The 23419-nt window shown below is 71.2% G+C and carries 23 protein-coding genes; 15 read left to right on the top strand and 8 right to left on the bottom strand.

The annotated features are described in order from the left end of the window. Window positions 1-3: 3 nt before the first annotated feature. Window positions 4-576 (top strand): DUF3016 domain-containing protein, encoded by a 573-nt coding sequence (locus tag BLV01_RS18400; protein WP_091803172.1) that lies wholly within the window; start codon window positions 4-6, stop codon window positions 574-576. Between the two features lie 169 nt (window positions 577-745). Here the strand turns inward: BLV01_RS18400 and BLV01_RS18395 are convergent, their stop codons facing one another. Next, complete coding sequence (locus tag BLV01_RS18395) at window positions 746-1165, bottom strand: VOC family protein (RefSeq protein ID WP_091803169.1); 420 nt, start codon at window positions 1163-1165, stop codon at window positions 746-748. 466 nt (window positions 1166-1631) lie between these two features. On the opposite strand from BLV01_RS18395, the gene BLV01_RS18390 reads away from it, so the two are divergent. Further along, window positions 1632-2504, top strand: coding sequence for a hypothetical protein (locus tag BLV01_RS18390; protein WP_091803166.1), 873 nt, complete (start codon window positions 1632-1634; stop codon window positions 2502-2504). Window positions 2505-2522: 18 nt separating this feature from the next. On the opposite strand, the gene BLV01_RS18385 is transcribed toward BLV01_RS18390, so the two are convergent. Next, window positions 2523-3359 (bottom strand): arylamine N-acetyltransferase family protein, encoded by an 837-nt coding sequence (locus BLV01_RS18385; protein WP_091803228.1) that lies wholly within the window; start codon window positions 3357-3359, stop codon window positions 2523-2525. 159 nt (window positions 3360-3518) lie between these two features. On the opposite strand from BLV01_RS18385, the gene BLV01_RS18380 reads away from it, so the two are divergent. Further along, the gene (locus BLV01_RS18380; RefSeq protein WP_091803163.1) at window positions 3519-4403 is read left to right on the top strand and encodes a coiled-coil domain-containing protein; all 885 of its coding nucleotides are present in this window, start codon (window positions 3519-3521) and stop codon (window positions 4401-4403) included. A gap of 31 nt (window positions 4404-4434) precedes the next feature. Beyond that, a complete protein-coding gene (locus BLV01_RS18375) occupies window positions 4435-4911 on the top strand; it encodes a hypothetical protein (protein WP_091803160.1) in 477 nt (158 codons plus the stop codon). A 15-nt stretch (window positions 4912-4926) separates the two neighbouring features. Here the strand turns inward: BLV01_RS18375 and BLV01_RS18370 are convergent, their stop codons facing one another. Then, entirely contained in the window at window positions 4927-5439 is a 513-nt protein-coding gene (locus BLV01_RS18370) for a DUF1697 domain-containing protein (protein ID WP_091803157.1), read from the bottom strand. Window positions 5440-5530: 91 nt separating this feature from the next. Continuing rightward, window positions 5531-5791, bottom strand: a complete 261-nt coding sequence (locus BLV01_RS18365) for a hypothetical protein (RefSeq protein WP_091803155.1) — start codon at window positions 5789-5791, stop codon at window positions 5531-5533. A 157-nt stretch (window positions 5792-5948) separates the two neighbouring features. Here BLV01_RS18365 and BLV01_RS18360 point away from each other — a divergent pair, with 157 nt between their 5' ends. After that, the gene (locus tag BLV01_RS18360; protein WP_091803152.1) at window positions 5949-6830 is read left to right on the top strand and encodes a tetratricopeptide repeat protein; all 882 of its coding nucleotides are present in this window, start codon (window positions 5949-5951) and stop codon (window positions 6828-6830) included. Window positions 6831-6896: 66 nt separating this feature from the next. Here the strand turns inward: BLV01_RS18360 and BLV01_RS18355 are convergent, their stop codons facing one another. Beyond that, on the bottom strand, window positions 6897-7442 hold the full coding sequence (locus BLV01_RS18355) for a DUF2058 domain-containing protein (RefSeq protein ID WP_091803149.1): 546 nt from the start codon (window positions 7440-7442) through the stop codon (window positions 6897-6899). Window positions 7443-7615: 173 nt separating this feature from the next. Between BLV01_RS18355 and BLV01_RS18350 the strand changes: the two genes are divergently transcribed. From BLV01_RS18350 to BLV01_RS18330, 6 genes are all read left to right on the top strand, one after another. Then, window positions 7616-8308: a hypothetical protein gene (locus BLV01_RS18350; protein ID WP_091803147.1), complete on the top strand. Its 693-nt coding sequence runs from the start codon at window positions 7616-7618 to the stop codon at window positions 8306-8308. A 292-nt stretch (window positions 8309-8600) separates the two neighbouring features. Next, window positions 8601-9416, top strand: coding sequence for a gasdermin (locus BLV01_RS26390; RefSeq protein WP_175486101.1), 816 nt, complete (start codon window positions 8601-8603; stop codon window positions 9414-9416). Window positions 9417-9472: 56 nt separating this feature from the next. Continuing rightward, entirely contained in the window at window positions 9473-10612 is a 1140-nt protein-coding gene (locus tag BLV01_RS26385; protein ID WP_175486099.1) for a trypsin-like peptidase domain-containing protein, read from the top strand. After that, window positions 10613-12535: a serine protease gene (locus tag BLV01_RS18340; protein ID WP_091803144.1), complete on the top strand. Its 1923-nt coding sequence runs from the start codon at window positions 10613-10615 to the stop codon at window positions 12533-12535. Between the two features lie 182 nt (window positions 12536-12717). Next, on the top strand, window positions 12718-15747 hold the full coding sequence (locus tag BLV01_RS18335) for a hypothetical protein (protein WP_139178845.1): 3030 nt from the start codon (window positions 12718-12720) through the stop codon (window positions 15745-15747). Between the two features lie 109 nt (window positions 15748-15856). Then, window positions 15857-16468 carry a DUF1353 domain-containing protein gene (locus tag BLV01_RS18330; protein WP_175486097.1) on the top strand — a complete coding sequence of 204 codons (612 nt, stop codon included), beginning with the start codon at window positions 15857-15859 and terminating at the stop codon, window positions 16466-16468. Window positions 16469-16495: 27 nt separating this feature from the next. Here the strand turns inward: BLV01_RS18330 and BLV01_RS18325 are convergent, their stop codons facing one another. Beyond that, the gene (locus BLV01_RS18325; RefSeq protein WP_091803134.1) at window positions 16496-17728 is read right to left on the bottom strand and encodes an MFS transporter; all 1233 of its coding nucleotides are present in this window, start codon (window positions 17726-17728) and stop codon (window positions 16496-16498) included. A 243-nt stretch (window positions 17729-17971) separates the two neighbouring features. After that, entirely contained in the window at window positions 17972-18643 is a 672-nt protein-coding gene (locus BLV01_RS18320) for a hypothetical protein (protein WP_091803130.1), read from the bottom strand. A 416-nt stretch (window positions 18644-19059) separates the two neighbouring features. On the opposite strand from BLV01_RS18320, the gene BLV01_RS18315 reads away from it, so the two are divergent. The 4 genes from BLV01_RS18315 (at window position 19060) to BLV01_RS18300 (ending at window position 23003) form a co-directional block, all read left to right on the top strand. Beyond that, on the top strand, window positions 19060-19737 hold the full coding sequence (locus BLV01_RS18315; RefSeq protein WP_091803222.1) for a winged helix-turn-helix domain-containing protein: 678 nt from the start codon (window positions 19060-19062) through the stop codon (window positions 19735-19737). Then, complete coding sequence (locus BLV01_RS18310; RefSeq protein ID WP_091803127.1) at window positions 19721-20965, top strand: sensor histidine kinase; 1245 nt, start codon at window positions 19721-19723, stop codon at window positions 20963-20965. Before BLV01_RS18315 ends, BLV01_RS18310 begins: the two co-directional genes overlap by 17 nt. Before the next feature lie 111 nt (window positions 20966-21076). Next, the gene (locus BLV01_RS18305) at window positions 21077-22210 is read left to right on the top strand and encodes an agmatine deiminase family protein (RefSeq protein WP_217633540.1); all 1134 of its coding nucleotides are present in this window, start codon (window positions 21077-21079) and stop codon (window positions 22208-22210) included. A gap of 154 nt (window positions 22211-22364) precedes the next feature. Continuing rightward, window positions 22365-23003 (top strand): DUF2306 domain-containing protein, encoded by a 639-nt coding sequence (locus BLV01_RS18300; protein ID WP_091803122.1) that lies wholly within the window; start codon window positions 22365-22367, stop codon window positions 23001-23003. 9 nt (window positions 23004-23012) lie between these two features. On the opposite strand, the gene BLV01_RS18295 is transcribed toward BLV01_RS18300, so the two are convergent. Continuing rightward, window positions 23013-23261, bottom strand: a complete 249-nt coding sequence (locus tag BLV01_RS18295; RefSeq protein ID WP_091803118.1) for a hypothetical protein — start codon at window positions 23259-23261, stop codon at window positions 23013-23015. Between the last annotated feature and the right edge of the window lie 158 nt (window positions 23262-23419).

Raw genomic sequence — 23419 nt, 5'->3', positions numbered from 1 at the left:
GCCATGAAACTCCGAACCGCCTGGCTGGCCCTGGCCGCCGCCGCCGTGCTGGCGAGCGGCGCCGCCGGCGCCAAGTCCCGTACCGTCACCGATCCCGACGCCCCGCGCGCCCTGCCCGAACAAGGCCCGGTCAGCGTGCGCTGGGAGAACCCCGAGCAGTTCACCGAGATCCGCCAGAGCCGCAACCGCTTCGACGCGCGCCGCGGCAACTGGGTCGAACAGATCGCCCAGCACGTGCGCAAGCGCGGCGAACGCGAACTGGCGCCCGGCCAGCGCTTGGCGGTGGACATCACCAACATCAAGCGCGCCGGCGACTACGAGCCTTGGCACGGCCCGCAGTTCGACGACACCCGCTTCGTCCGCGACATCTACCCGCCGCGCATCGACCTCAAGTTCACCCTCACCGACGCCAACGGCCAGGTGATCGGACAGGGCGAGCGCGCCCTGCGCGACCTCAGCTTCCTGATGGGCCCGCGCAGCGCCAGCGACAGCGACCCGCTGCGCTACGAGAAGCGGCTGATCGACGACTGGATGAACCGCGAGTTCAAGGCCGACGCGCGCAGCGCGGCGCGGTGACGCTCGCCGGTCGCTGAAACAAGGGCGTCGGGCCTGAAGGCCCTCCCACGAAAAGCCCCGCAATCGCGGGGCTTTTCTTTTCCTGAGGAAGGCACCGCTCCTATGGGAGGAATCGCTCCTGTGGGAGGGACTTCAGTCCCGACGCCTTGCGCTCAGATCGCCGGCTCCCTCAACCCAGGGCCTCGCCCGGCTGCGCATTGGCGTCCATGTAGAAGATCTCCCAGGTGTTGCCGTCCAGGTCGTCGTAGGCGCGCTGGTACATGAAGCCGTAGTCCTTCGGCTCGTGCGCCTTGGCCCCGGCCGCGACCGCCTTGTCCACCAGCGCATCGACCTCCTCGCGGCTGCCCACCGGCAGCGCCACCAGGGTCTGCACCTGGCGCTGCGGATCGATCAGTTCCTTCTGGGTGAAGGTCTGGAAGAACGGCCGCACCAGCAGCATCGCGAACAGGTTCTCGCCCAGCAGCATGCAGGTCGCGTTCTCGTCGGTGAACTGCGGGTTGAAGCTGTAGCCCAGTTGGGTGAAGAAGGCGACCGAGCGGTCCAGGTCCTGCACCGGCAGATTGACGAACAGTTGCGCGTGGGTGGTCATGGCGAAGCTCCGATAAGCGAATGGGTAAGGGCGGCGGGCGGCGGAACGCGGTCCGTTCCCGCCTGCTCATGACAGCGACGAGCCAGGATCGCAGGAATCGACACGGGCGGCGAAAAAAATCTCCGCCATCTCTCGCCCCGGCCCGACCCGACGCAAACCACGCGCCCGAACGGCCGGACGTTCGTCGAGGCGCAGTCGTTGTTCGCGCCCGACGGCTTGCCGCGGGCCCGCGTCGGCCCGGCCCGAACGCAGCGGCCGCCTTGCGGACAAGGCTGCGCGACTGCGCGCCGCCCGCGCCCGGGGCTGGCTGCGCGCCCCGGCCGTGACCGATAATCGCGCCCACCCTCGGTCCGCGCCGCTTGCGCGCGGCCACCCCTCCGGAGACCGGCCGTTGTACGCCCAGTGCCGCAAATGCAAACGGCCGATCGCGCCCAACGCCCTGCGCTGCCCGCAGTGCGGGGTTGCGATGCCGTTGGGCGGGGTGCCGTCGGTCTGGCAGATGTGGCGCGCCAACGGCACCGCCACCCGCATCCTCTTCATCGGCGCCTGCGCGCTGATCACCTTGCTGGTGTTGTCGATGGCCAACGACGACGTCGGCGATTTCATCGCCCAGACCAGCAAGGCCCACAACGACGCCGCCGACAGCCGCGAACTGCTGCTGCGCGAACAGCAGCGCCTCAACCAGCCCGACGGCAGCGAGAAGCTCGACCGGCCCGAGCCCTCGGCCGTCACCGCGCTGGCGCCGGCGCGCGACGCCAAGTCGCTGATGCAGGGCATGCGCATCGTCCTGCGCGAGGTCGGCGACAAGAGCCGCTACCGCCAGGCCAAGGCCCAGCAGCGGATCGAGGGCCTGCACCTGGAACAGCAGTTGCTGCCGGAAACCCTGCTCGGCCCCAAGGCCACCCAGGCCGCGCGCCGCACCAACCGCGAGTACGCCGAACTGCTCAACTACACCCTGGCGGTCAAGCAGGCCAGCCAGCGCGAGCTCGCCCAGCGCCTGCGCGCGCTGACCGGCGAAGGCCCCGACGGCCGCGCGATCATGACCGAATTCCAGCGCAACCTCGCCCGCGAAAGCGAAGAGGATGCCGCGCTGATGAAGAACCGGCGCGCGATCATCGAGCGGATCGAGCGCATCTACGACCTCGCCGACGCGCACCGCGACGGCATCGAGGTCCGCGACGACGGCAGCCTGGCCTTCGCCGATCCGCTGGTCGCCGAGCAGTACAACCGCAGCATCGCCGAGATCGGCGCGTTCCTGCAGCAGAGCGAGAGCATCGACGTGCAGCGGCGCGCGCGCACCCAGGCGGCGCTGAAGGAAATCGACCGGCTGCGCCGCTGAGCGCGCGGCGCCGGCGCGCTAGGGCCGGGTCGCGCCGGCCGCGAACTTGCGCGCCAACGCCAGTTCCAGCTCCGGCCCCGGCGGCAGGCGCAGCCCGAACTCCTGCTGCAGCACCGCCATCACCGCCTGCGGGCCGTCCAGTTCGCGGCGCACGCTGTCCTGGCCCGGGCGATGCACGGCGAAGCTGGCGTTGTTCAAGGTCTTGCGCCACCCCGGCCCGGTGCGCGCGACCAGCAACTGGTCGCGGAACGGCGACGCCGGATGCGCGCTGACGTACCAGTTGCCGACCTCCAGGTCGATCGGCGCCAGCGGCTGCAGGTCGAACACATACAGCGCGCGCCACTGCTCGCCGACCCGCGCGCGCAGCAGGTAGCCGTCCTCGCGCAGTTCCAGCCGATAGGGTTCGTGCGGCGTGGCCTGCGGCTCGCGCGACTCCAGCCGCAGCGGCGCGGTCGGCACCATGCCGCCGAACCCGACGTCGGCCAGATACTCCGCGCCGTCCACGCGCACCAGCGCGACCAGATGGGTGCGCGCGTTCAGCGCATCCTCGGGCCCGCCCATCACCACCCGGCCGGCGACCGCGCGCAGCTGGAAGCCCAGCTCGCGCAGCAGCGCCTGGAACAGGCCGTTGAGCTCGTAGCAGTAGCCGCCGCGCCCGTCGTGCAGCAGCTTGCGCTGCAGCGCGTCCAGGTCCAGCGCGATCGGCGCGCGGATCAGGTTGGCTATAGTCTCGAACGCGAACTGCGCGCTGTGACGCCGCTGCAGTTCGGCCAGGGTCGCCAGGGTCGGCGGCGGCGGCGCGTCGAAGCCCAGCCGGTGCAGGTAGCGCGGCAGTTCGAGCAATCGCACAGACATCGCGGGGCGTCCTTCGATGGGATACGCCCAGGGTAGTTCCTCGACCGCGCCTGAGGTCAAGCCGCTGAATGCGGCGCTGGCCGCGGCGCGCGGCATCGCCGATACTCGCGCCGGGACTGGCGCGCGGGGGCTGCGCCGCCCGCACAGGGGAAACACGGGATGTTCGCGAATGTTCGAACCGGCGCGCGCGCGGCGCCGCGCCGCAGCGCCGTACAGCGCGGCCACGGCCAGATCTGGCTGGTCTGGGGCCTGATCGGCGCGGCCGTGGTGTTCGCCGCCTTGATCGGCGTGGGCGTGTACATCGGCGTCAAGCGCCAGCAGGACAACCGGCGCGAACTCGATGCCCTGCGCGCGACCGGCAACGAATTGATCCAGCAGCAGCGCCGCCTCGCCGACGGCGAAACGGCCGCCCCGCTCAGCGGCCCCGCGCCCAAGCCGGGGGACACCGTTCCGGCGCGCAACGACACCGAACTGCTGCGCGGCTTCAACGCCTTGCTGCGCGAGGTCGCTTCGCGCGCGCAACAACGCCAGCAACAGGTCGCGGCCGAGGCCGCCACGCTGCAACTCGACCAGTTGCTGTCGCCCGAACGTCTGGCCAGCGCGGCCGGGCGCCGCGCCAGCCGCGCCGCGGCCCAGCGCTATATGCAACTGGTCGACCGTTCGGCCGCGATCGGCGAACAGGCGCGCAGCGAACTGCGGCAACGCGCGCAGGTCCTGGTGAGCCGGCTGCCGCAGCGCGGCACGCTGCTCGCGCAGATGGAAAGCTCAGCCGCCGAGCGCGCCGCGCTGGAAAAGCGGATGGTGCGCAACCAGCGCGAAACGGCCGAATTGAGCCTGCAGATCGTGGAACTGATCGAACGCGCGCGCGCCCGCGTCCAGTTGCAGGACGGCGGACTGGCCTTCACCCGGCAACAGGATCTGGACGCCTACAACGGTTTGATCGAACGCGTTCAGGCCGGCGATCGGGAACGACAGCGCCTGGAGCGGCTCAACGCCGACCTGCTCGCCAAGGCGCAGGCCCGGTTCGCGGCGCGCGGGCCTTGAACGCCTCCCCCGCCTGCGCCAGCATCCGCGCATGAGCGACAAGTACCTCACCACCCCGCGCCGGGCCCAGTTCGAAGGCGAGCACCTGCCCGGCAACCGCGTCTGGCACGGCACCCACGTGCATTACCTCAGCGACGCCGAGCTGCCGGGCTACCGCGTGCGCATCCGCGACGGCCTGCTGTACGGTCCCGACGGCGCAGCGTTCGACACCCGCGACGCCTACACCCACTGGAGCGGCCGCGGCCGCGCGATCTTCGTCATGCACGGCGACGGCGCACTCTATTCCGCGCGCGAGCACCGGGTCGGCGAGTTCCACCATTCCAGCCTCGGCCAGGGCAAGCCGGTGGCCGGCGCCGGCGAACTGGAAGCGCACGAGGGCCGGTTGCTCGCGATCACCGACCACAGCAGCCACTACTGCCCGCCGCGACGCTTCACCGAACAAGTGCTGGCCGAACTGGCCGAGGGCGGCGTCGACCTGCGCCGGGTGACGCAGGAGTTCCGCTACTGAGCCGCTGCGCGCGGCTCAGGCGTCGCGCGCCATCGCGATCAGCTTGGCGACGGTGTTGAGATTGCGCGCGGTGCCGGCCTTGGCCGCGGGAACGACCAGCCGGGAATCGGCCATGCCTGCGCCGTAATGCACGTAGATCTCGCGCTCGCCGAGCGCGAGTTGCTCGTCCTTGCGATGCCGCACCGTCGCCAGCGCATCGGCCGCCGGCGCCTGGTCGAGGAAGATCAGCACCGCGCGATTGGGCGCGGCCTGGGCGAAGGGATTGGCCGCCAGCGCGCGCGCCATCTCGTCCGCGGTACGCACGATCGCGCCGACCGGCTTGCCCGCGTACGCGCGCAGCGCGGCCTCCAGCGCCGCCTGGGCCTTGGCCGCGGTCAGCGCGGTGCGGAACACCACGTTGCCGCTGGCGATGTAGGTGCGCACCTCGCCGAAGCCGAGCGCTTCGCACATCGCGCGCAACTGCGCCATAGGCAACTTGCCGGTGCCACCGACGTTCACGGCGCGCAGCAGCGCGATGTAAGTATGCAAAGTCCTCTCCCGCCCCGGACGAATCCTATCGTAGCCCCTGTAGGCGCGGCGCAAGCCGCGAGCGCGCCACAGCGCCCACGCCGCACCCGCCCTACTTCACTTGATCGCCCAAGCCTTCCTCGGCCAATCGCCGCCGCAACGCTTCGCCCACCGCATCGGGCAAGCCCTCGATCTGGATCAGCATCGCGTGGAACCACGGATTGGCGTGATCGGCATCGAACGAGTATTCGATGCGATACCGGCGTTCGCCTCGATCGCGCAACCACCCGTCCACCCAATCGCCGGCGTCGTCGAAATTGTCGCCGCCGAAGCGCTCGCGGATCAGGCGGATCGGAAGTCGGAACACGGCCATGCGGCGGTCCTGGAATGGAAGCCGGCCCAGTTCACCGCACCGCTGCCGCCGCCGCAAGCTTGCCCCGTCCCGGCCGCCGGACGGCGGATGACGCTGGCCGCGCGGCTTGGCACACTGGCCCCGGCACACTCACGGACGAGCCTCGGGGGAAGCGGCGATGAAAGCGTTCCGCACGTTCGCGGCCCTGGCCTTGCTCGCGCTGGCGCCGGCCGCGCCTGCCTGCATCAACGAGGCCGGCACCGACCGCAGCGGGCGGACGTTCGAGCCGGACTGGATCCTTGGCGATTTCCTGGTCCAGACGATGACGCCCGAACCGCCCGACCCGAGACTGGTCGCGATGCGCGTCGCAGCCGCGCGCGCCCGGCCCGACTTCGTCAACCTCAACGACCTGGGCGTGCTGCTGATCCGCCAGGGCAAACCCATCGCCGCGGCCGAACTGTTCGTCGCCATCGAGAAGCTCCACCCCGGTCACGCCGCGACCGCCGCCAACCTCGGCACCGCGCTGGAACTGATGGGCCGCGACCAAGCCGCGCTGCGCTGGATCCGCATGGGCATCGAGCGCGACGACAACGAACACGCGCGCAGCGAATGGCTGCACGTGCGCATCCTCGAAGCCAAGATCGCCGCAGCCAGGGAGCCGGGCTGGCTGCAACGCCATTCCATCCTCGGCCTGCAGTTCGGCCCGGCGCTGGTGCCGCCGTTCCCGACCCGGCTGCCGCCCGGCAACGCCGGCAGCACCCTGATCGGCGCCGACCTCGACAGCAGCCTGAGCTATCAGTTGCACGAACGCGTGCAGTTCGTGAAGCCGCCCGACCCGGTGGTCGCCAGCCTGTTCCGCGACTGGGCCGCGCTACACCTGTCCGGCGGCGCGATGGAGAACGCCGACGCGCTCTACGAACTGGCGTTCCGCTACGGCGCGCCGCGCGACGCGCTGTCGCTCAAGCGCCAGGCGTATGCGCGCAAAGTGCTCGCGCGCACCGCGAAACAGCCCGAACGCGGGATCGCCGACTGCAAGCTGTGCCGGACGCCGTTTCCCTGAAACCCTTGTGGCAGGACTTTCAGGCCCGATGCTTTCGCCGCAGATCGCCGCGTCGCCGCGACCGGCTCACCAGACCAGATCGTCCGGCACCTGGAACTGCGCGTAGTACGCCTCGTCCTCGCTCAGCGGCTCGGCCGGCGCGGTCTTGGACCGGCCATGATCGAGCACCACCATCGCCGCATCGCGCTCGCGCACCTTCTCGGCTACCGCGCGCGGGACCAGCTCGTAGTCCTCGCCGTGGCGCACGATCGCCAACGCGCCGCTGGCCAGTTGGGCGCGCAGCGCGGTATCGACATACACCGTCCGGATCGCATCGCCGTCGTCGAAGCGATAGGCGATCTCGCCCTTGCGCGCGACCTTGCCCTGCTCGACGATCTGATGGATCTGCGCGCGCAGTTCGTGCGCGCGCGCCTGCGCCTTGCGCTGCGCCTCCAGCGCGCGGTCGCGCTCGATCTTCTCGGCGCGGGCGCGTTCGGCCTCGGCCTGTTCGGCGCTGGGCGCCTGCGGGTTCTTGGCCTGGCGCTGCTTGTTCTGCTCGCGCACGGCCTGGGTGGCCTGGGACTTCTTCGCCAGGCCGGCCTTGAGCAGCTGCTCTTGTAATGGATTTCGCATGGCCCGCAGTCTAGTACGCCTGCGCCGGGGGCCGGAAGGCGACCGCCGTCGCCCGATCGGGGCCCACCGGCGGCCGGCCATGGCCGCACCCGCTAGAATCGACCCGCTTCGGCCCGGCGGCGCACCGCCGCCACGGCCGCGACCTCCCCGCTTCAAGGAACGACAGCAACGCCATGAAGATCGCACCGTCCCTGCTCGCGCTGGCCGTCGGCCTGCTCACCCTCGGCGTCCAGGCCGAGGAGACCAAGCCGCGGTTCCGCGTCCACACCGATACCGCCCCTGCGGCGCGCACGCCGGCCAAGGCGCCGGCCGCCGCCAACCCGGCGGCGGCCTCGTCCGCTCCGGCCGCGGCGTCGGCCCCGGCGGCCAAGCCGGCGCCGGCCGTCTCGACCGGCCCGTCCGCCAAGCCGGCCGGCGCGCAGCGCGCGCCCTGGGACGCCGCGCCGGTCGCCGCCAGCGCGGTGCCGGCGGTGTATCTCGCCGAGTGGAAGAAGGCCAAGAACCGCGCCCGCTGCGCGCCGCTGGCGCTGGTCGGCGGCGAGAAGACGCCCGGGGTCAGCGTACGCCGCGCCAATTTCTCCGACGGCTGGGCGGTGGCCTACGACCTGCCCGGCCAGCGCAGCGCCTACGGCGTCGCCGGCACCGGCCTGGACCTCGACGGCAAGGGCTACACCTTCCCCAATTCGATGACCTTCGCCGACGGCAGCAGCGCCCACTACGGCCTCAGCGGCGGCACCGGCCCGGGCTACATCGCCTATGTCGAAGTCGCGGGACAGCGCTGCCTGTACAACGTGTGGGCCGACGTCGGCGGGCAGCAGCGCCTGGAAGAGCTGCTGCGCAGCTTGCGCAAGGTGCAGACGCCGTAACCCACGCACGCGGCCGGCCGCTGCACGGTAGCCGCGGATGCGGCGCCCGTGCGGCGGGACGCCGCACGCGGGCGGCGCCGCGCCGCATCGCTATTGGACAGGTCCACTCGCCGGCCCCGCCCGTCCGCGCGCGGCGCCGATGTTTATCGCGCTGAACGCCCTCGCCGCGCGGACGCGGACGGACATGGCCCGGCGCCGCGGCGTTTTTCGTTACGAACTGACGAGGGCGAATCTTTCGCCCACGCAGCGCAAGCGCGGCTCGCGCCGCATCCAATGGATTGGGAGCCAGCGCATGAGCATCTTTCCCGCGTGCAAAGACCCGTCCCTGACCGCGCTGCGGTCCAAGGGCTACAACGTCGTCCAGCTGCCGCGCGCGGATCTGCGCCCGACCCAGTTGCTGGTCGAGAAGAGCAAGCGCCTGCAGCGCCTGGGCGAACTGCTTTCGGTCTTCGACGCCGCCGCGGACGGCCCGCCGGCGCCGCCGGTCAGCGCCGACCGCCCCGGCCCCAACATCGCCGGCACCCAGTCGGCCGACCTGGATGTCGATCTCGGCCTGAGCGTGCTGCGCGGGATCGTATCCGCGCTCGGCGGCTCCACCTTGGGCATGGACGCGGCGTTCGCCCGGGCCGCCACGGTCCAGTTCGAATTTTCCTCGACCCTGGAGAACAACAGCGAGCTGGCGCTGATCGACCGGTTCCTCGCCGCGTCGCAGGTCAACCCGCACGCCCGCGCGGTGATGGAAATGCTCGAGCAGGATCAGGTCTACGTGGTCACCAGCACGCTCAAGGCGCAGCGGATCAATGTCGCCGCCAAGGATTCGAACAAGCGCTCGCTGGGGCTGGACCTGCCGGTCATCCAGGACGCGATCGGCGCGAACGTCAAGATCGCCGCCGCGACGACGGGCAGTTCCACGGTGAGTTTCGAAGGCGCGCAGCCGCTGGTGTTCGGCTTCCAGGCGGTGCGGCGGATCTTCGATCGGGGCCGCTACCGGACGATGCGGCTGGTCGACGCCGGCGGGGTCGTCGCCGAGGCGGTGCGGCCCGACGGCGCGGCGCACGGCGAGCCGCCGTGCTGGCTCGACGTCGAGGCGATGTTGCTGGATCGGTAACGCGCAAGCCGGGGAACGCACAGGGGGAAGACATGCAGCAGGAACGGATCAGGCACTTGGCCAAGTTGCTGGCCGCCGGCGGGCGCGCGCGCGATGCGCAGGCCGAAGCGATGATGGACGGGGGCGTCGCCGCGGCGGCGGCGCCGGCAAGGCAGACCCTGGACGTGGTCGAGCAGGCCCTGTCCGCGCCGCCCGACGGCGTCGATGCGGCGAAGTGGCGCGCAGCGCGCGAGCAATTGCTCACCCATGCGCGAAACGGCCTGGTGAAGCTGCAGCGCGGCGATCTGCAACTGGCCGCAGACGAAGGCTGCGCGATGGAAGCGGTGATCATCAGCGATGGCACCCGCCCGAGTTTCCTGCTCTGCGACGGCGAGATCGACCCCAAAGACCCCTTCATCGGCCCCTGGGACGGCAACATCGCCACCGCCCAGGCGCTGGGCATCGCCCGGCTGGCCGCGGCGGTGGGCCGGATCCAGCCGCAGCACGGCCACGCCTCGCGCTATGTCGGCACCGGCACGCTGATCGACCGCGACGCCGGCCTGATCCTCACCAACTACCACGTGATCGAACAGGCGCAGCACAACTACGGCGTGGCGATGACCCGCGACGGCGATCGCCTGCGCGTGGACGGCTGGCTGGAGATCGACTTCGTCGGCGAAGCCTGCTCGCTGCGCAGCCAGCGTTTCCGCATCGTCGAGGTGGCGCTGCCGCAAGGGTACGGCAGCACCTTCGCCGGCATCGACGCGGCGGTGGCGCGGATCGAGCCGTTGCCCGACAGCCCGGCGCTGCCCGACCCGGCTCCGCTGCTCAGCGCCGAGCCGGCCTACGCCACCGGCGCGATCTCGTCGCTGGCGCTGATCGGTTTTCCCGCCCAGCCCGCGCTGCAGGACGGCAAGGACGTGGACTGGAATTTCGTCCTGCGCGTGCTGTTCGGCAACCGCTTCGGGGTCAAGCGGCTGGCGCCCGGCCACTTCACCCTGCCGCTGGGCAGCCACGCGCTCGACCAGGGCCGCCGCGCGATCGGCCACGACGCCACCACCTTCGGCGGCGCGTCCGGCGCGCTGGTGATGTCCTGGCTCGACGATCGCACGCCGAGCTTCGCCCTGCATTTCGGCGGCACCACCGGGGCGAGCAACTACGCGCTGTCCTTCGCCGCCTCGCACCAGGCGCTGCGCGCGATCGGAGCGCGGTTCTAGATGGTCGCGGCGCTGCAAGCGGACTACAGCCGCGCCGAGGCCTTGGCGGCATGGACGCGGCTTTCCGACGAGTTCATCGGCAACTGCTATGTCAGCGTGCGCCCGCGCCACGCGCCCGCCTGGGAGGTCGTCGTCGCCAGCGCCGCCGGCAGCCTGCGGCTGGAAGCGTTCAAGCGCGCCCACGACCACGACTTCCTCGCCCCGCTGGCGGTCGCGATCGGCAACTGGGAGCAAAAGGCGCAGCGCTCGGACCACGAGATCGCGCAGATACTCGACCAGGTCTGCGACTACGGCCTCATGCAGGGCATGACCAATCCCGACAAGGGCTTCATGCACGCGGACATTCTGTTGCCGCTGCTGCAGGCGCGCGACGCCTGCGCCATCGTGGTCAGGACCGAGCCGGTGTTCCAGCAACTGGGCACCGCCTTCCTGGTCCGGCCGGATCTGGTCCTGACCGCGGCCCACGTGGTGATGGACGTGGACGCCGCCACCGGCCAATGGGCGCCGACGCTGAAAAAAGGGTTGGCCTTCCACTTCCGCGAAAAACCCAACCAGCGCGAACATCCCTCGCTCGCGATCCGGCCGGCCGCCGCCGCCCTGGTGTCGCACGCGCTGCCGCACGGCAAACCGCCCAACCTGCTCGAACGTTCCTTGACCGCGCCGGCCGACACGCGGCTGGACTACGCCCTGATCCGGCTGGCGCAGCGGGTAAGCCACCTGCGCCCGGTCGAGGTCGTCGACACCGCGGCGGTCAAGCAAGGCAAGCCCTGCTGGGCGTTCGGATTCCCCGGCGGCAACGCGTTGATGATGGACGTGGACCTGGTGACCGACATCGACGCCGGTTCCGGACGTTGGCTGCATCGCGCCAACGCGGCCGCGGGCATGTCGGGCGGCTGCTGCATCAACCACGAGGGACAAGTCGCGGGCCTGCACGAGGGCACGCTGGACAGCGAGGACGACGCCACCGTCAAGCGCAACCGCGGCATCAGCATCGCTGCGATCCGGCGCGATCAATGCCGCGACGGCAAGGACCCGCTCGCCCAGGCCGCAAGCTCGCCGAGCCTGGAGTTCCGCGATCCGGCCTTGGTCGACGCCTGGTACCGCGCCGGCACGGCGCTGGCCGGCGAGGCGGGCGCAGCGCAGTGGCGCGCCTCGGTCGCGGACGCGCTCGGCGGCAGCGATCCGGACGCGACCGATTCGCTGCCGGCGTATCACCCCTGGTTCGCGCGCGCCGAAGTGGACAAATGGATCGACAGCGCCGATCCGGACGAGCGGCTGTGCCTGATCCACGGCCAGCCCGGCGTCGGCAAGAGCTTCTGCATCCACCTGCTGCGCGGCAAGCTCGACCCATACGCGGATCTGGTGGTGTTCAACCCGACCCAGACCAACGACATGGCCTGGAGCGACGCGACCGGCCACGCAGCCGCGGCCAACGCCGCCGACTACCGCACCGCGGCCGCGACCGTGCGCTACCGCGCCATCGACGACTTCCTCAGCGAACTGCGCGCACGCTCGGCCGACGGAACCCGCACCTGTTACGTGGCGATCGACTTCGGCCCTGCCGGCAGGCAGGACCGCTTCGTCGGCAGCAACTGGGTGGAACTGATCGCGACCCTGGCCGCCGCCGGCTGGATCCGGGTGATGCTGATCGGGCTCGGCGAGTACGAGCGCAGCGTCATGGTTGACCGGATGGAAAGCCGCCCTGAAACCGACCGCGTGAAAATCGCCGAAAGCGAACTCGCGCCGATCACCGCCGCGGAGTTCCGCACCTACGCCAGGCACCTGGCCAGTGCGCGCGGCAAGCCCGCCCCGAAGCAAGCGGACGTCGCCAAATACGTGGACAGCGCGGTCGTCGGCGTTGCCGAACCGATGAAGATGGTGACCGCCGTGCGCGCGGCGATCGAACTGGAGGCCGCGCTGTGATGACGCCGACCGCTCCCGAACTCGAGTACGCGCTGGCTACGTCGATCGAGTCGAACGTCCCGCCGATCGTCCCCGCGCGCGCCGGCCCGGACGACGGCGCCGACCGCCTGCGGCTCAGGCTCGCGGTACGCGGCTGGGCGCGGCCGCTCGACCTGATCGATGCCCTGAATTCGCCGGACGAAGTGCTGGCGATCCTCGGCGCGCTGGCCGCCGAGGTCGAAACCGCGGTGCAGACCCGCCCGAACCAGTGGTATCTGTCGCTCGCCGCGCGCAAGCGAGAGTTGGCGCGCCGCGACGACGCGCAGCTGCGCGCGGCGGCAAGCGCAAGCTTCCGCGGCGACGACGACGACCCGGTCCTGCACGCCATGCGGATCGCGCTGGCCGATGCCGCGCCGACGCTCTCAGCGCTCGATGGCGAGGTCCTGGCCGCCTTGGGCAACGCCTGCGACTGGCTCGGCGAGCGTTGGCGCCATGCCGTCGGCGCGCAGCGCATCGCCGGCGAACTGGCGTCCAGGGCCCTGAACGCCGACCTGCAGCGGATGACCCGCGACCCGATGGTGGGGCGCAGCCACAACCAAACGCTCGCCAGGTTGATCGGCTTCGCTACCGGGGCCAGCCAGGAGCCGCTGAGCGTCGCCTACCTCTACGGCGGCGGCGGCGCGGGCAAGACCACCTTGTTGTCGTTCCTGCAACGCGAATTGTCCCAGCGGGCCGATCCGGTGCCCGTGGTGCGCATCGACTTCGACGAACCGGCGATCGATCCCACCCGCATGGTGACGCTCAACATTGCGCTGGTCCAGCAATTGACGCGGGCCGTTCCCGCGCTGTGCAACCGCGCCTCGGACATGCTCTCCGCCCTGCGCGACACCGCGCTGGTGCAGCACGATGCCGGGCTCTCGCGCGGCGCGCCACGCAAGCGGATCAAGTCGAGCCGGCCGGACTCGATGCTCAAGGCCGAGTCGGTGGCCTCGCAGGCGGCCTCGGACGAAGGTTCCATCCTGTACCGCCTGCTGGCGCCCGATACGGTTCCCGGGCCGATCCTGATCGTGTTCGATACCGCCGAGCTGGTGCTCGCGCAGAGCGACCATGTCGCCAGCAGCCTGGTGTCCTGGCTGAACTTCCTCAACCGCGAAGCCGGCGCGCGCGACCTCAGGCTGGTCATCGCCGGCCGCGATCCGCCCGACGACCAGGACATCGGGCACGCCGCGAACGACCTGCTGTCCCGCCTCACCGACGCCGGCGCCCGGATCGAAACGCCGATCGGGCTGCCGGAACTCGATCAAACCGAAGCGCAGCAACTGCTGCGCAACTGCGGCGTGGAAGACCCGACGGCGGCGGCCGAAGCGGCTGCCGCGGTGCCCGGCAATCCGCTGCTGCTGCGGATCACCGCCGATGCGTTGCTGCAAGGCGAGGCCGAACTGCGCGAGAGCGTGCGCAGGGCGCATCGCGACAGCCGCATCGATGCAGACAGCGCCCGCAATTACCTACTGCGGCGCGTCGTCGCCCACGTCCGCGATCCGGTCGCGCGCCCGTACGTCCTGGCCGCGGCCTATTCGCCCGTGATCACCGCCAAGCTGCTGGAAGAAGCGGTGATTCCCGCGGTCGACCGCAGCGCGCGCGACGCCGGGCAAGGCAAACCGGCAAACGCAAAGGCCGCCGCCGACCAGGCCAAACGCGTGTTCGACGCGCTCGCGTCCACGTACTGGCTGACCCGTCCGACGCTGTCGCCCGAGGCCGTGCCCTTCAACCGCGAGATCCGCGCCTTCGCGCTCAAGCTGCTCGCCGCCACGCCCGAAGGCGCGCTGCTGGAACGCGATGTCCGTCAGTCCGCGGCGATCCATCACCTGCGCCGCCGTTCCGCTAACGATCGCGCGCTGGCGCTGTATCACCTCGCGGTGCTCGGCCATCCCTACAGCATGCCCCACGTCAGCGAGCCCATGCATGCGATCCTGCGCGATGTCATGGAAGAGCTGCCCGCGGCGCTGCGCGCCCGGCTGGCGCCGAAGGTCGAAAGCGTCGCGCCGGGCAACGCATCCGCCCGCGTCGACTCCATGGCGCAGGCAGAATGGCGGCTCTACCTGGAGGGCAGCGAGAGATACGGGCGCACCGGCGAAGGCGCGCAGATGGTCAAGGCCGACCGCGCCCGCGAAGCCCTGAACCTCTACCTGTCGCGCCCGACCCGGCCGCCCGGAGCGCCGCCCACCTTCGTGATCCAGGCCCAGGCCGACCTGGGCGAGTGGGACGACGGGGTCACCGACATCGACGCCATCCTCCGCCAAGAAATGGATGCGTGGCTGGGCCAGAAGAGCATCGGGCCGGAGGCGCTGTCGCGGATCTACTGGATCACGCGGCTGGCGCTGCAGGCGCACCGGCGTTTGTCGGGCCCGCACGTCGAACTTCTGCGCGACGCGTCGGCCGCCGCCAAGGGGCCGGGGCTGAGCACCTTGCCGGCGCTGATCGCGGTCGCCGAAGCCCTGCAGGGCGAGCCGATCATGAACGAGCGCATGCGCAAGCAGGCGCTCAGCACCGATGCCGCCGGCGTCTTGCTGTTGTCCGGATGGCGACGACCGGCGCCGTCGACCGCCGGCCTGTTCGAGGCCGGCCTCGTCGTCACCCAGGCCGATTGGCGGCAGCGCGTGGCCCGCCTGGCGACGGCTGTATCGAATCCGGCCGATCTGGCGCGCATCCGCGATCTCCAGTCGCAGTTGGACGACCTGCATGGCGGCCCGATGGCGCAGGTGAATCTGCTGTTCAACAAGCTGCGCGACCGCATCCAGGTGGCACCCGACCTCACCGATCTGGAAGGGGCGGTACTGCTGCTCCGCGGGCCTACGGTGGAGTTCCACCGCCCGCTACGCGAAGCCTTGCTGGCGTTGTGCGCGGACGGCGTCGCCAATGCCGAGATGCGCGGACTGATCGATTCCACCGTCGCCCGCATGTCGATCCGCCCGCGCGAGATGCAGCCGAAAATCTTCTATTCGCGGCTGAAAGCGAACCCGCGCGCCTGGTGCACGGCGTTCGTCAGCTACGCCGACCGGTGCCGGTTGCTGCCGGGCCTGTGCGCAGACCTCGCCCGGTACTCGACCGACCGCAAGTCGCGCCGCATCGCGTCCTCGTTCCTCGCCTGGGACGAAGCCTTGTGCCATGGCATAAGCAGCGACTGGGGAAATGGCCCCGATGGCGGCGACTCCGCGAAAACCGTTCCCGGATGACGTCCGGCGCCCGGGCCGGCATCCGCCCCGCGGCTCGGCGGCCCGGGCCGCAGCAGGTGCAGCCGAACCCAAACCGTCCGATCCACCTCGTCGAACAAGGAGCAAGCGCATGAGCAAGAACCTGGACGATGTCCTCGCGCACATCCGCGCGATGACCGACAACGATTCCGAAGTCGTCGCCGAAGCCGTCACCGACTACGGCCGCTTCGTCGGCCTGCCGGCCAAGATCGCGCTGGACGAGAACGGCCGCAGCGCGGAACTGCTCGAAGCCATCGGCTACATCGCCGCCTCGGGCGTCGAATGGCCGGTACCCGCCGGCGCCTGGCTCGACGGCGCTTCGATCCCGAAGGCGTTCTGGAGCGTCATCGGCGGCCCGTTCGAAGGCAAGTACCGCGAGCCGTCCATCGTCCACGACCACTACTGCATCGTGAAGACCCAGCCCTGGCGCGACACCCACCGGATGTTCCATGCCGCGATGCTGTGCCGCGGCGTCTCCGGATTCAAGGCGCGGGTCATGTTCTACGCGGTCTATCGGTTCGGGCCGCGCTGGGGCGTTCCCGGCGATATCGCCGAAGCCGCGCCGGCGCAGGCAGCGGAGATCGCCGACGACGCCAACGCCGATTCGATCCTGCGCGATGTCGAAGCGATCAGGAACGAGGCGTTGAGCCTGCAGGACATCGAAGCGCTGGCGGATCGTTCGGCGGATTCACCCGCCGATTGAGCTTCGGCGACGCGGGCCGGGCGCAGCCTACTCGGCTTCGCCGGCCAGCACCGCATCGGCGCGCGCGTCCGCGCGCGCCCAGAAATAGATCAGCAGGCCGCCCAGCGCGGTCATCGCGCCGACCACGCCGGTCGAGGTCCAGCCCAGGCCGGCGTTGATCGCCATGCCGCCGAGCCACGGGCCCAGCGCGTTGGCCATATTGAACGCGGAGTGGTTCGAGGCCGCGGCCAGGGTCTGCGCCGAGCGCGCCACGTCCATCAGGTGCGCCTGCAGCACCGTCGCCAGCGCGCCCATGGTGCCGACCGCCAGCACCGCCGGCAGCACCGTCCACACCGAGCGCGCGGCCAGCGGGAACAGCAGCAGGATCGCCATCGACCAGATCAGGATCCACGCCGCCGCGCGGAACTGCAGTTTGTCGAACAGCCAGCCGCCGCCGAGGGTGCCGAGGATGCCGCCGATGCCGAACGCGACCAGCCCGAACGGGATGAAGGACTCGCGTACGCCGGTGACGTGGACCAGGGTCGGCGCGAGGTAGGCGAACACGCAGAACATGCCGGCGAAACCGACCGCGCCGATGCCCAGCGCCAGCCACACCGGCTTGCGGTTGAAGTCGCGCAGTTCGCGCAGGGCGTCCGGGCGCGGCGCGTGCATGCCCTTGGGCAGCACCCGCGCGGTCATCGCCACGGTGGACAGCGCGATCACCGAGACCAGCGCGAACGCCCAGCGCCAGCCGAAGGCCTGCCCCAGCCACGTCGCCAGCGGGTTGCCGACCAGCAGCGCGATCGACAGGCCCAGCATCACCCGACCGACCGCGAGGCCGCGCTGTTCGGGCGGGCTGATGCGCACGGCCACCAATGCGGCGACGCCGAAGTACGCGCCATGCGGCAGGCCGGCGATGAAGCGCGCCAGGGCCAGCGTGTAGTAGCCCGGCGCCAGCGCGCTGGCGAGGTTGCCGACCGCGTAGAAGCCCATCAGCGCCAGCAGCAGGCTGCGGCGCGGCATCTTCGAGCCCAGGATCGCCAGCGCCGGCGCGCCGACCACCACGCCCAGCGCGTAGGCGCTGATGACGTGGCCGACCTGCGGCTCGTCCACGCCCATCGCCCGGGCGATCTCGGTGATCAGGCCCATCACCACGAACTCGCTGGTGCCGATGGCGAAACCGCCCATGGCCAGGGCGAACAGGATCAGGCCGACCTGGCGCGGGGACAGGATCGGGGCGGGCGCGGGGGCGGCCTCGGCGGCGGGGCGGGCGGGGGTCATGGGGGCATTATTGTGCTTTGCAGCATTTGGCGCCATTGCGGGGATTGGCCGGAACCCCGGGAGGCGCCGTGGATGCGGCGTAGCGGGATTCAGGCAGGTGGCGTCGCCGCTGGAGGTTAGCGGTCGCGGCTTGCGCCGCTCCTACAGGTAGCCCATGTAGGAGCGGCGCAAGCCGCGACCACGCCAATCCAACCACTGCGCCTGGGCAACACCGATCGGAAACTCCGCTCGAGCCACCGACGTTTATCGCGCAACGCCCTCGCGATCATCCACCGCCAGCCGCAAGCCCGCGCGCTCGCGCAAGCGCTGCAACACCATGTCCACGGTCCACTGCTGCGCCGTCAGCGACAACGCCCCATGCAGATCGTCCTGCAGCACCACTTGCGTAGCGACGCCGTGCGCGCCCAGAACCTTCTGCGCATCGCGCAGCGTGCGCCCGGTGCCGGTGAGCCAGCTGCGATTGGCGTGCTCCAGCAGCCAGCGCGCGTCGATCAGCGAGCAGCCCAGGCGCTGATGCAGATGGACCACGGCGCGCTTGTCGTCTGCCGCATAGTCCGGACGCAGCACGTAATGGGCGCCGGCCGCGTCGTCGAGGTCGTAAATGTCCTGGATGCTCTCGTGCCAGGTTTCGTAACTGGGCGTGATCGTCAGGCGGCCGCTGGCGATATGCACCAGGTAGGCGCCGTCGCCGATCAGGCAATGCTCCGAACGGCCGTCGACCACATACTCGTACGCGTTGGCATGGATCACCCAATACTGGCCGCGCGGATCCAGCTCGCACGAGGCGATGGCGCCGCGAGTGCCGGTGAATCCGGCGAGAACCTGGTCGCAGGCCTCTTGTTGGGTGATCATCGCGCCGCCTCGCTTGCCGATGGCCGTCGACGGAACGTCGGTCCGCCGGCCGACTCGCATCATACGCATGCGCGGCCGAAGCCCCGAATCCGGCGGGCGCTGCGTCTTCGCCGGCGTTCGCGCCAATGAGCCAGGCCCGGTTCCGCCGCGTCGTTCGCCCCCGGCCGCTATGCGCGAAGCCGCAGCCGATTTGCGCTGCGCCCGATGCCGCAACGGGGCCGGGGCGGCGAAGGCGAACCGCCCTGGCCATTGGTTGAGCCTGCCGGCAGGTCCTGGACCCGGCCACGCTCGCGCGACCGCTGGGCACGACGGCGCAGGAGCGCTGGCATCCGCAGGCGCGGCTGCGCGAACAGAGCGGCCAGGTGGCCGACGAGTATTCGAGCGCCTGCGCGCGTGCGCAGTGCGTCGCCCGCAGCGCATCCGGCTTCGGCCCGCGCGGCTTCATCCGCCTGTGCATCCCTGCGGGTAAGCTGCGGCCCATGCGTGTCCTGTTGCTGGAAGACCAATCCGACCTGCGCGAAGCCGTCGCCGGCCGCTTGCGCGCGCACGGGCATGCGGTGGACGAGGCCGGCGACCTCGCCGAAGCCGAATCCTTCGTGCAGTCCTACGCCTACGGCGCGCTGGTGCTCGACCGCACCCTGCCCGACGGCGACGCGCTCGGCGCGCTGCAGCGCTGGCGCCAGCGCGGCATCGCCACGCCGGCCTTGTTCCTGACCGCACGCGACGCGGTCGCCGACCGCGTCGCGGGTTTCGCCGGCGGCGCCGACGATTACCTGGTGAAGCCTTTTTCGATGGACGAGCTGGTCGCGCGCATCGGCGCCATCGGCCGCCGCGGCGGCGCGATCGTGCCGAGCACGATCCGCATCGGCGACCTGGAGGTCGACCTGGGCCGGCGCGAGGCGCGCCGCGCCGGCATCGCGCTGCCACTGCGGCCGAAGGAATTCGCGCTGCTGCAACTGCTGGCCGAACGCGCGGGGCAGGCGGTGCCGCGCCAGGACATCCTGGCCGCGTGCTGGGGCGAGGACCAGCAGCCGGCGTCGAACGCCGAGGAAGTGTTGATCGCGACCCTGCGGCGAAAACTCGGCGACCCGCCGCTGCTGCGCACCGTGCGCGGCTCGGGCTATCGGCTGGACGCGCCCGATGCCGCGCGCGCGTGAGCGCCTGCTGCGCGGGCTGCACCTGCGCCTGAGCGCGGTGTGGACGCTGGCCTGGCTGCTGTGCGTGGCGGCGCTGTGCACGGTCGCGATCGCGACCCACGCGCGCCTGACCCAGCTCGACCTCGCCTCCGGCCTGCGCCTGCGCGCGACCGCGGTGTACGGGCTGACCTGGTTCGACGCCCAAGGCCGTTTCCACGACGAGACCGCGCGCAAGGAGCCCGGCCTGCTCGACGCCGACGCCGATGTCTGGGTGATCGGCAACGGCGCCCCGGCGAAGGTGTTGCTGGCGCCGAAGCGGCCGCGCTTCGACCTCGCCGATCCGTCCGCCAGCGCCGACGCGGCCTTGCGCGACGGCCCCGAGGGCGCGCTGGAAGGCCGCGACCGCCGCGGCCGGCCGTACCTGCTGCAGGCCAAGGAAACCTACGACGAGCGCGACCGCGCCGTGGCCACGATCCTGGTGCTGGCCGATCCGGCCGCGCGCGACGCCGCGCAGTCCGCGTTCGTGCGCCGCACCCTGGCCATCGCGCTGGGCTTCGCGGTGTTCGGCGTCTTCGTCGGCCACTGGCTGTCGCGGCGCTCGCTGCGGCCGGCCATCGCCTCGTTCGAACAACAAGAGCGCTTCCTCGCCGCGGCCGCGCACGAGCTGCGCACGCCGGTGGCGCGGCTGCAGGCGCTGTGCGAAACCGCGCACGACGGGCGCGAGCCGCCCGCGCAGGTATTGGCCAAGGTCGAACGCGTCGCGGCGCAGACGGCCGGCTTGGTCGACAAGCTGTTGCTGCTGGCGCGGCTGGATGCGTCCGCTGCGCCGGCGAGCAAGGAACCGGTGCGCCTGGATCTGTTGGTCGAAGCGGTGTTGCCGGAAGATCGCGGGATCGAATTCCATGCCGCCGAGTCGGTGGTGAACGCCGACATCCGGCTGATCCAAACCGCGGTGCGCAACCTGATCGAGAACGCGCTGGTGCATTCGGCAACGACCGACGCCTCCACGCCCGTCGCCGTCACGGTCGAGGCCGGCAAGGTGATCGTCGAAGATCGCGGCCCGGGCTTTCCGGCGGACCTGCTGGCGCGGCTGCGCGAGCCGTTCGTGTCCGGGCCGGGCAGTCCCGGCAGCGGGCTGGGGCTGTCGATCGTCCAGCACATCGCGCAGTTGCACGGCGGCGAGCTGCGTCTGCTGAACCGGCCCGAAGGCGGTGCGCGCGTGGAGCTGGTGTTGCAGGCGCGGGCTTAGCGCAGCCGCGGCGGGGCCGGGTCTCGCGCGGCGGCCGGTATCAGCTGGATATCAGGTTCGCTGGCTAAGGTGCGCCCCATCCCCCGACCACGCACCCCAAGGCCCGCCGCCATGCCCACCCCGAACCTCCCCGCCGCCCGCCCCGCCTGGCTCGCCCTCGCCGCCGGCGCGCTGTTCGCCGCCGCCCTCGCCCAGCCCGGCGCCGCGCGCGCCCAGTCCGGCTACATGCCCGACGAGACCGCGCGCCACGACGCCACCTGGCTGCAGTGGCCGCACGCCTACACCTACGGCCGCGCCTACCGCGACCGTCTCGACCCGACCTGGGTGGCGATGACCCGCGCGCTGGTCGCCAGCGAGCGCGTCCACATCGTCGTCTACGACGCCGGCGAACAGGCGCGCGTGCGCAAGCTGCTCAGCGCCGCCGGCGTCGCGCTGGACCAAGTGAGCTTCCTGATCCGCCCGACCGACGACGTGTGGGTGCGCGACAACGGCCCGCTGTTCGTGTTCGACCGCGACGACCGCCTGTCCGTCGGCGACTGGGGCTTCAACGGCTGGGGCCTGGACGCGCCCTACCGCAAGGACGACACCGTGCCGGCCGCGGTCGCCCAGCGCCTCGGCCTGCCGCGCATCGACTTGAACGACGTGGTGCTGGAAGGCGGCGCGATCGAAGTCGACGGCCGCGGCACCCTGCTGGCCACGCGCAGCTCGACCCGCGAGCCGCAGCGCAACGCCGAACTGAGCGAGGCCGAACTCGAACGGGTGCTGGGCGACCAGCTCGGCGTCAGCAAGTTCATCTGGCTCGACGGCAAGGACGGCGGCAAGGAAGACATCACCGACATGCACGTCGACGGCTTCGCCCGCTTCGGCACGCCCGACACCCTGGTCACCATGAGCCGCGCCGACCTGCGCGAATGGGGCCTGTCCGCGGCCGACGTCGAACGGCTGTACGCCGCCAGCGACGTCGACGGCACGCCTTACCGCTTCGTGCAACTGCCGTTGACCGCGAACGACGTGGTCACCGAATACGGCTACGAACTCGGCTACAAGGGCTCGTACGTGAATTTCTATGTCGGCAATACCGTGGTGCTGGTGCCGCAATACCAGGACCCCAACGACGCCAAGGCGCGGACGATCCTGCAGCGCGCGTTCCCCGGCCGCACCGTGGTCGGCATCGACGTGCGCAACCTGTACCGCAACGGCGGCATGGTGCATTGCGTGACCCAGCAGCAGCCGGCGGCGTTGTAACCGCGCTGTCGCAATCCTCCCGCCGCGACGCCGCGCAGCGGCCCGCGGCGGCCGATGCGACCGCCCGACCGGTCGCCGGCCCGACCAATGGCACAGGCGCGACCGTGCGGCCAGGCGCTTAGATGCACGCGCCACGCAAGCCGCAGGGAAGCCGATGTCCACGCCGCATCTGATCAACATCGCCCTGCACGTAGCGGCGGGCACGCTGGCGATGGCGATCGGTTTCTACCAGTTGGCCAACGCCAAGGGCAGCCAGGCGCATCGGCGCTGGGGCCGGCGCTTCTGCTATGCCGGCTTCGCGGTCTGCGCGTCGGCGGCGGCGGGACTGGCGCTGTTCCGGTTCCTGCCGAACTTCGCGGTGCTGACCGTGCTGGTGCTGTACCAGTTGCTCGGCGGCTGGCGCTCGGCGCGCACCCGCGAACGCGGGCCGCAGGCCGCCGATGCCGCGTTGACCGTGGCCGCCATCGCCGCGGGCGCGTGGCTGACGCCGGTCGTGCTGGCCGCGGGCGCGAACGTGCTGGTGTATTCCTCGCTCGGCGCGCTCGCCAGCGTGATCGCCTACGACGCCGCGCGCTGGCGGTTCCCGCGCCGCTGGTTCGCCCGGCTGTGGCGCTACGACCACAGCTACAAGCTCATCGCCGCGTTGTTCGGCATGGTCTCGGCGCTGGTCGGCAATGTGGTGCGGTTCGGCCAGCCGTGGTCGCAGCTGCTGCCGTTGGCGCTGGGCTTCGCGACCGTGGGCTTCGTCTTCGTGCGCCTGTACCGGCAGGATGCGGCGCGGCCGCGCGGCTGAGGCCCGGCCTCAGGCGCGTTCGAGCAGGCTCACCCCGACATCGTCGCCGAGCGTGCCGGCGGGATAGTGCACCAGCCCTGCGTCGTGCGCGAACAGCACGCAACCGCCGCCCAGGTAAGCCCACTCGTCGGCGATGTAGCCCTCCACCGCGGCCTGTTCGTCGATCAGCACCACCACCCGGCAGGTGTCGTGCGCGCCGAAACTGGCCACGTCGCCCAACCGCACGTCCTGCCCGTCGTGATAACGCATCGTGGCCATGGCCGGCTCCGCGAGAGTCCGTCGCGGCGGGGGCCGCGACGGCCGCAGCTTATCCCAGCGCCGGCGCCGGCGGATGCCGCGCGGTTGGCAAATCCGCGTTCGCGCGCGCAGGCCTGCGCGCGACAGCGACGGCGCGCAAAAAACAACGCCGGGGCGGA

Source organism: Lysobacter sp. yr284, assembly GCF_900107375.1.
Lineage (GTDB): Bacteria > Pseudomonadota > Gammaproteobacteria > Xanthomonadales > Xanthomonadaceae > Lysobacter.
This window is presented reverse-complemented; position numbering and strand designations above follow the sequence as displayed.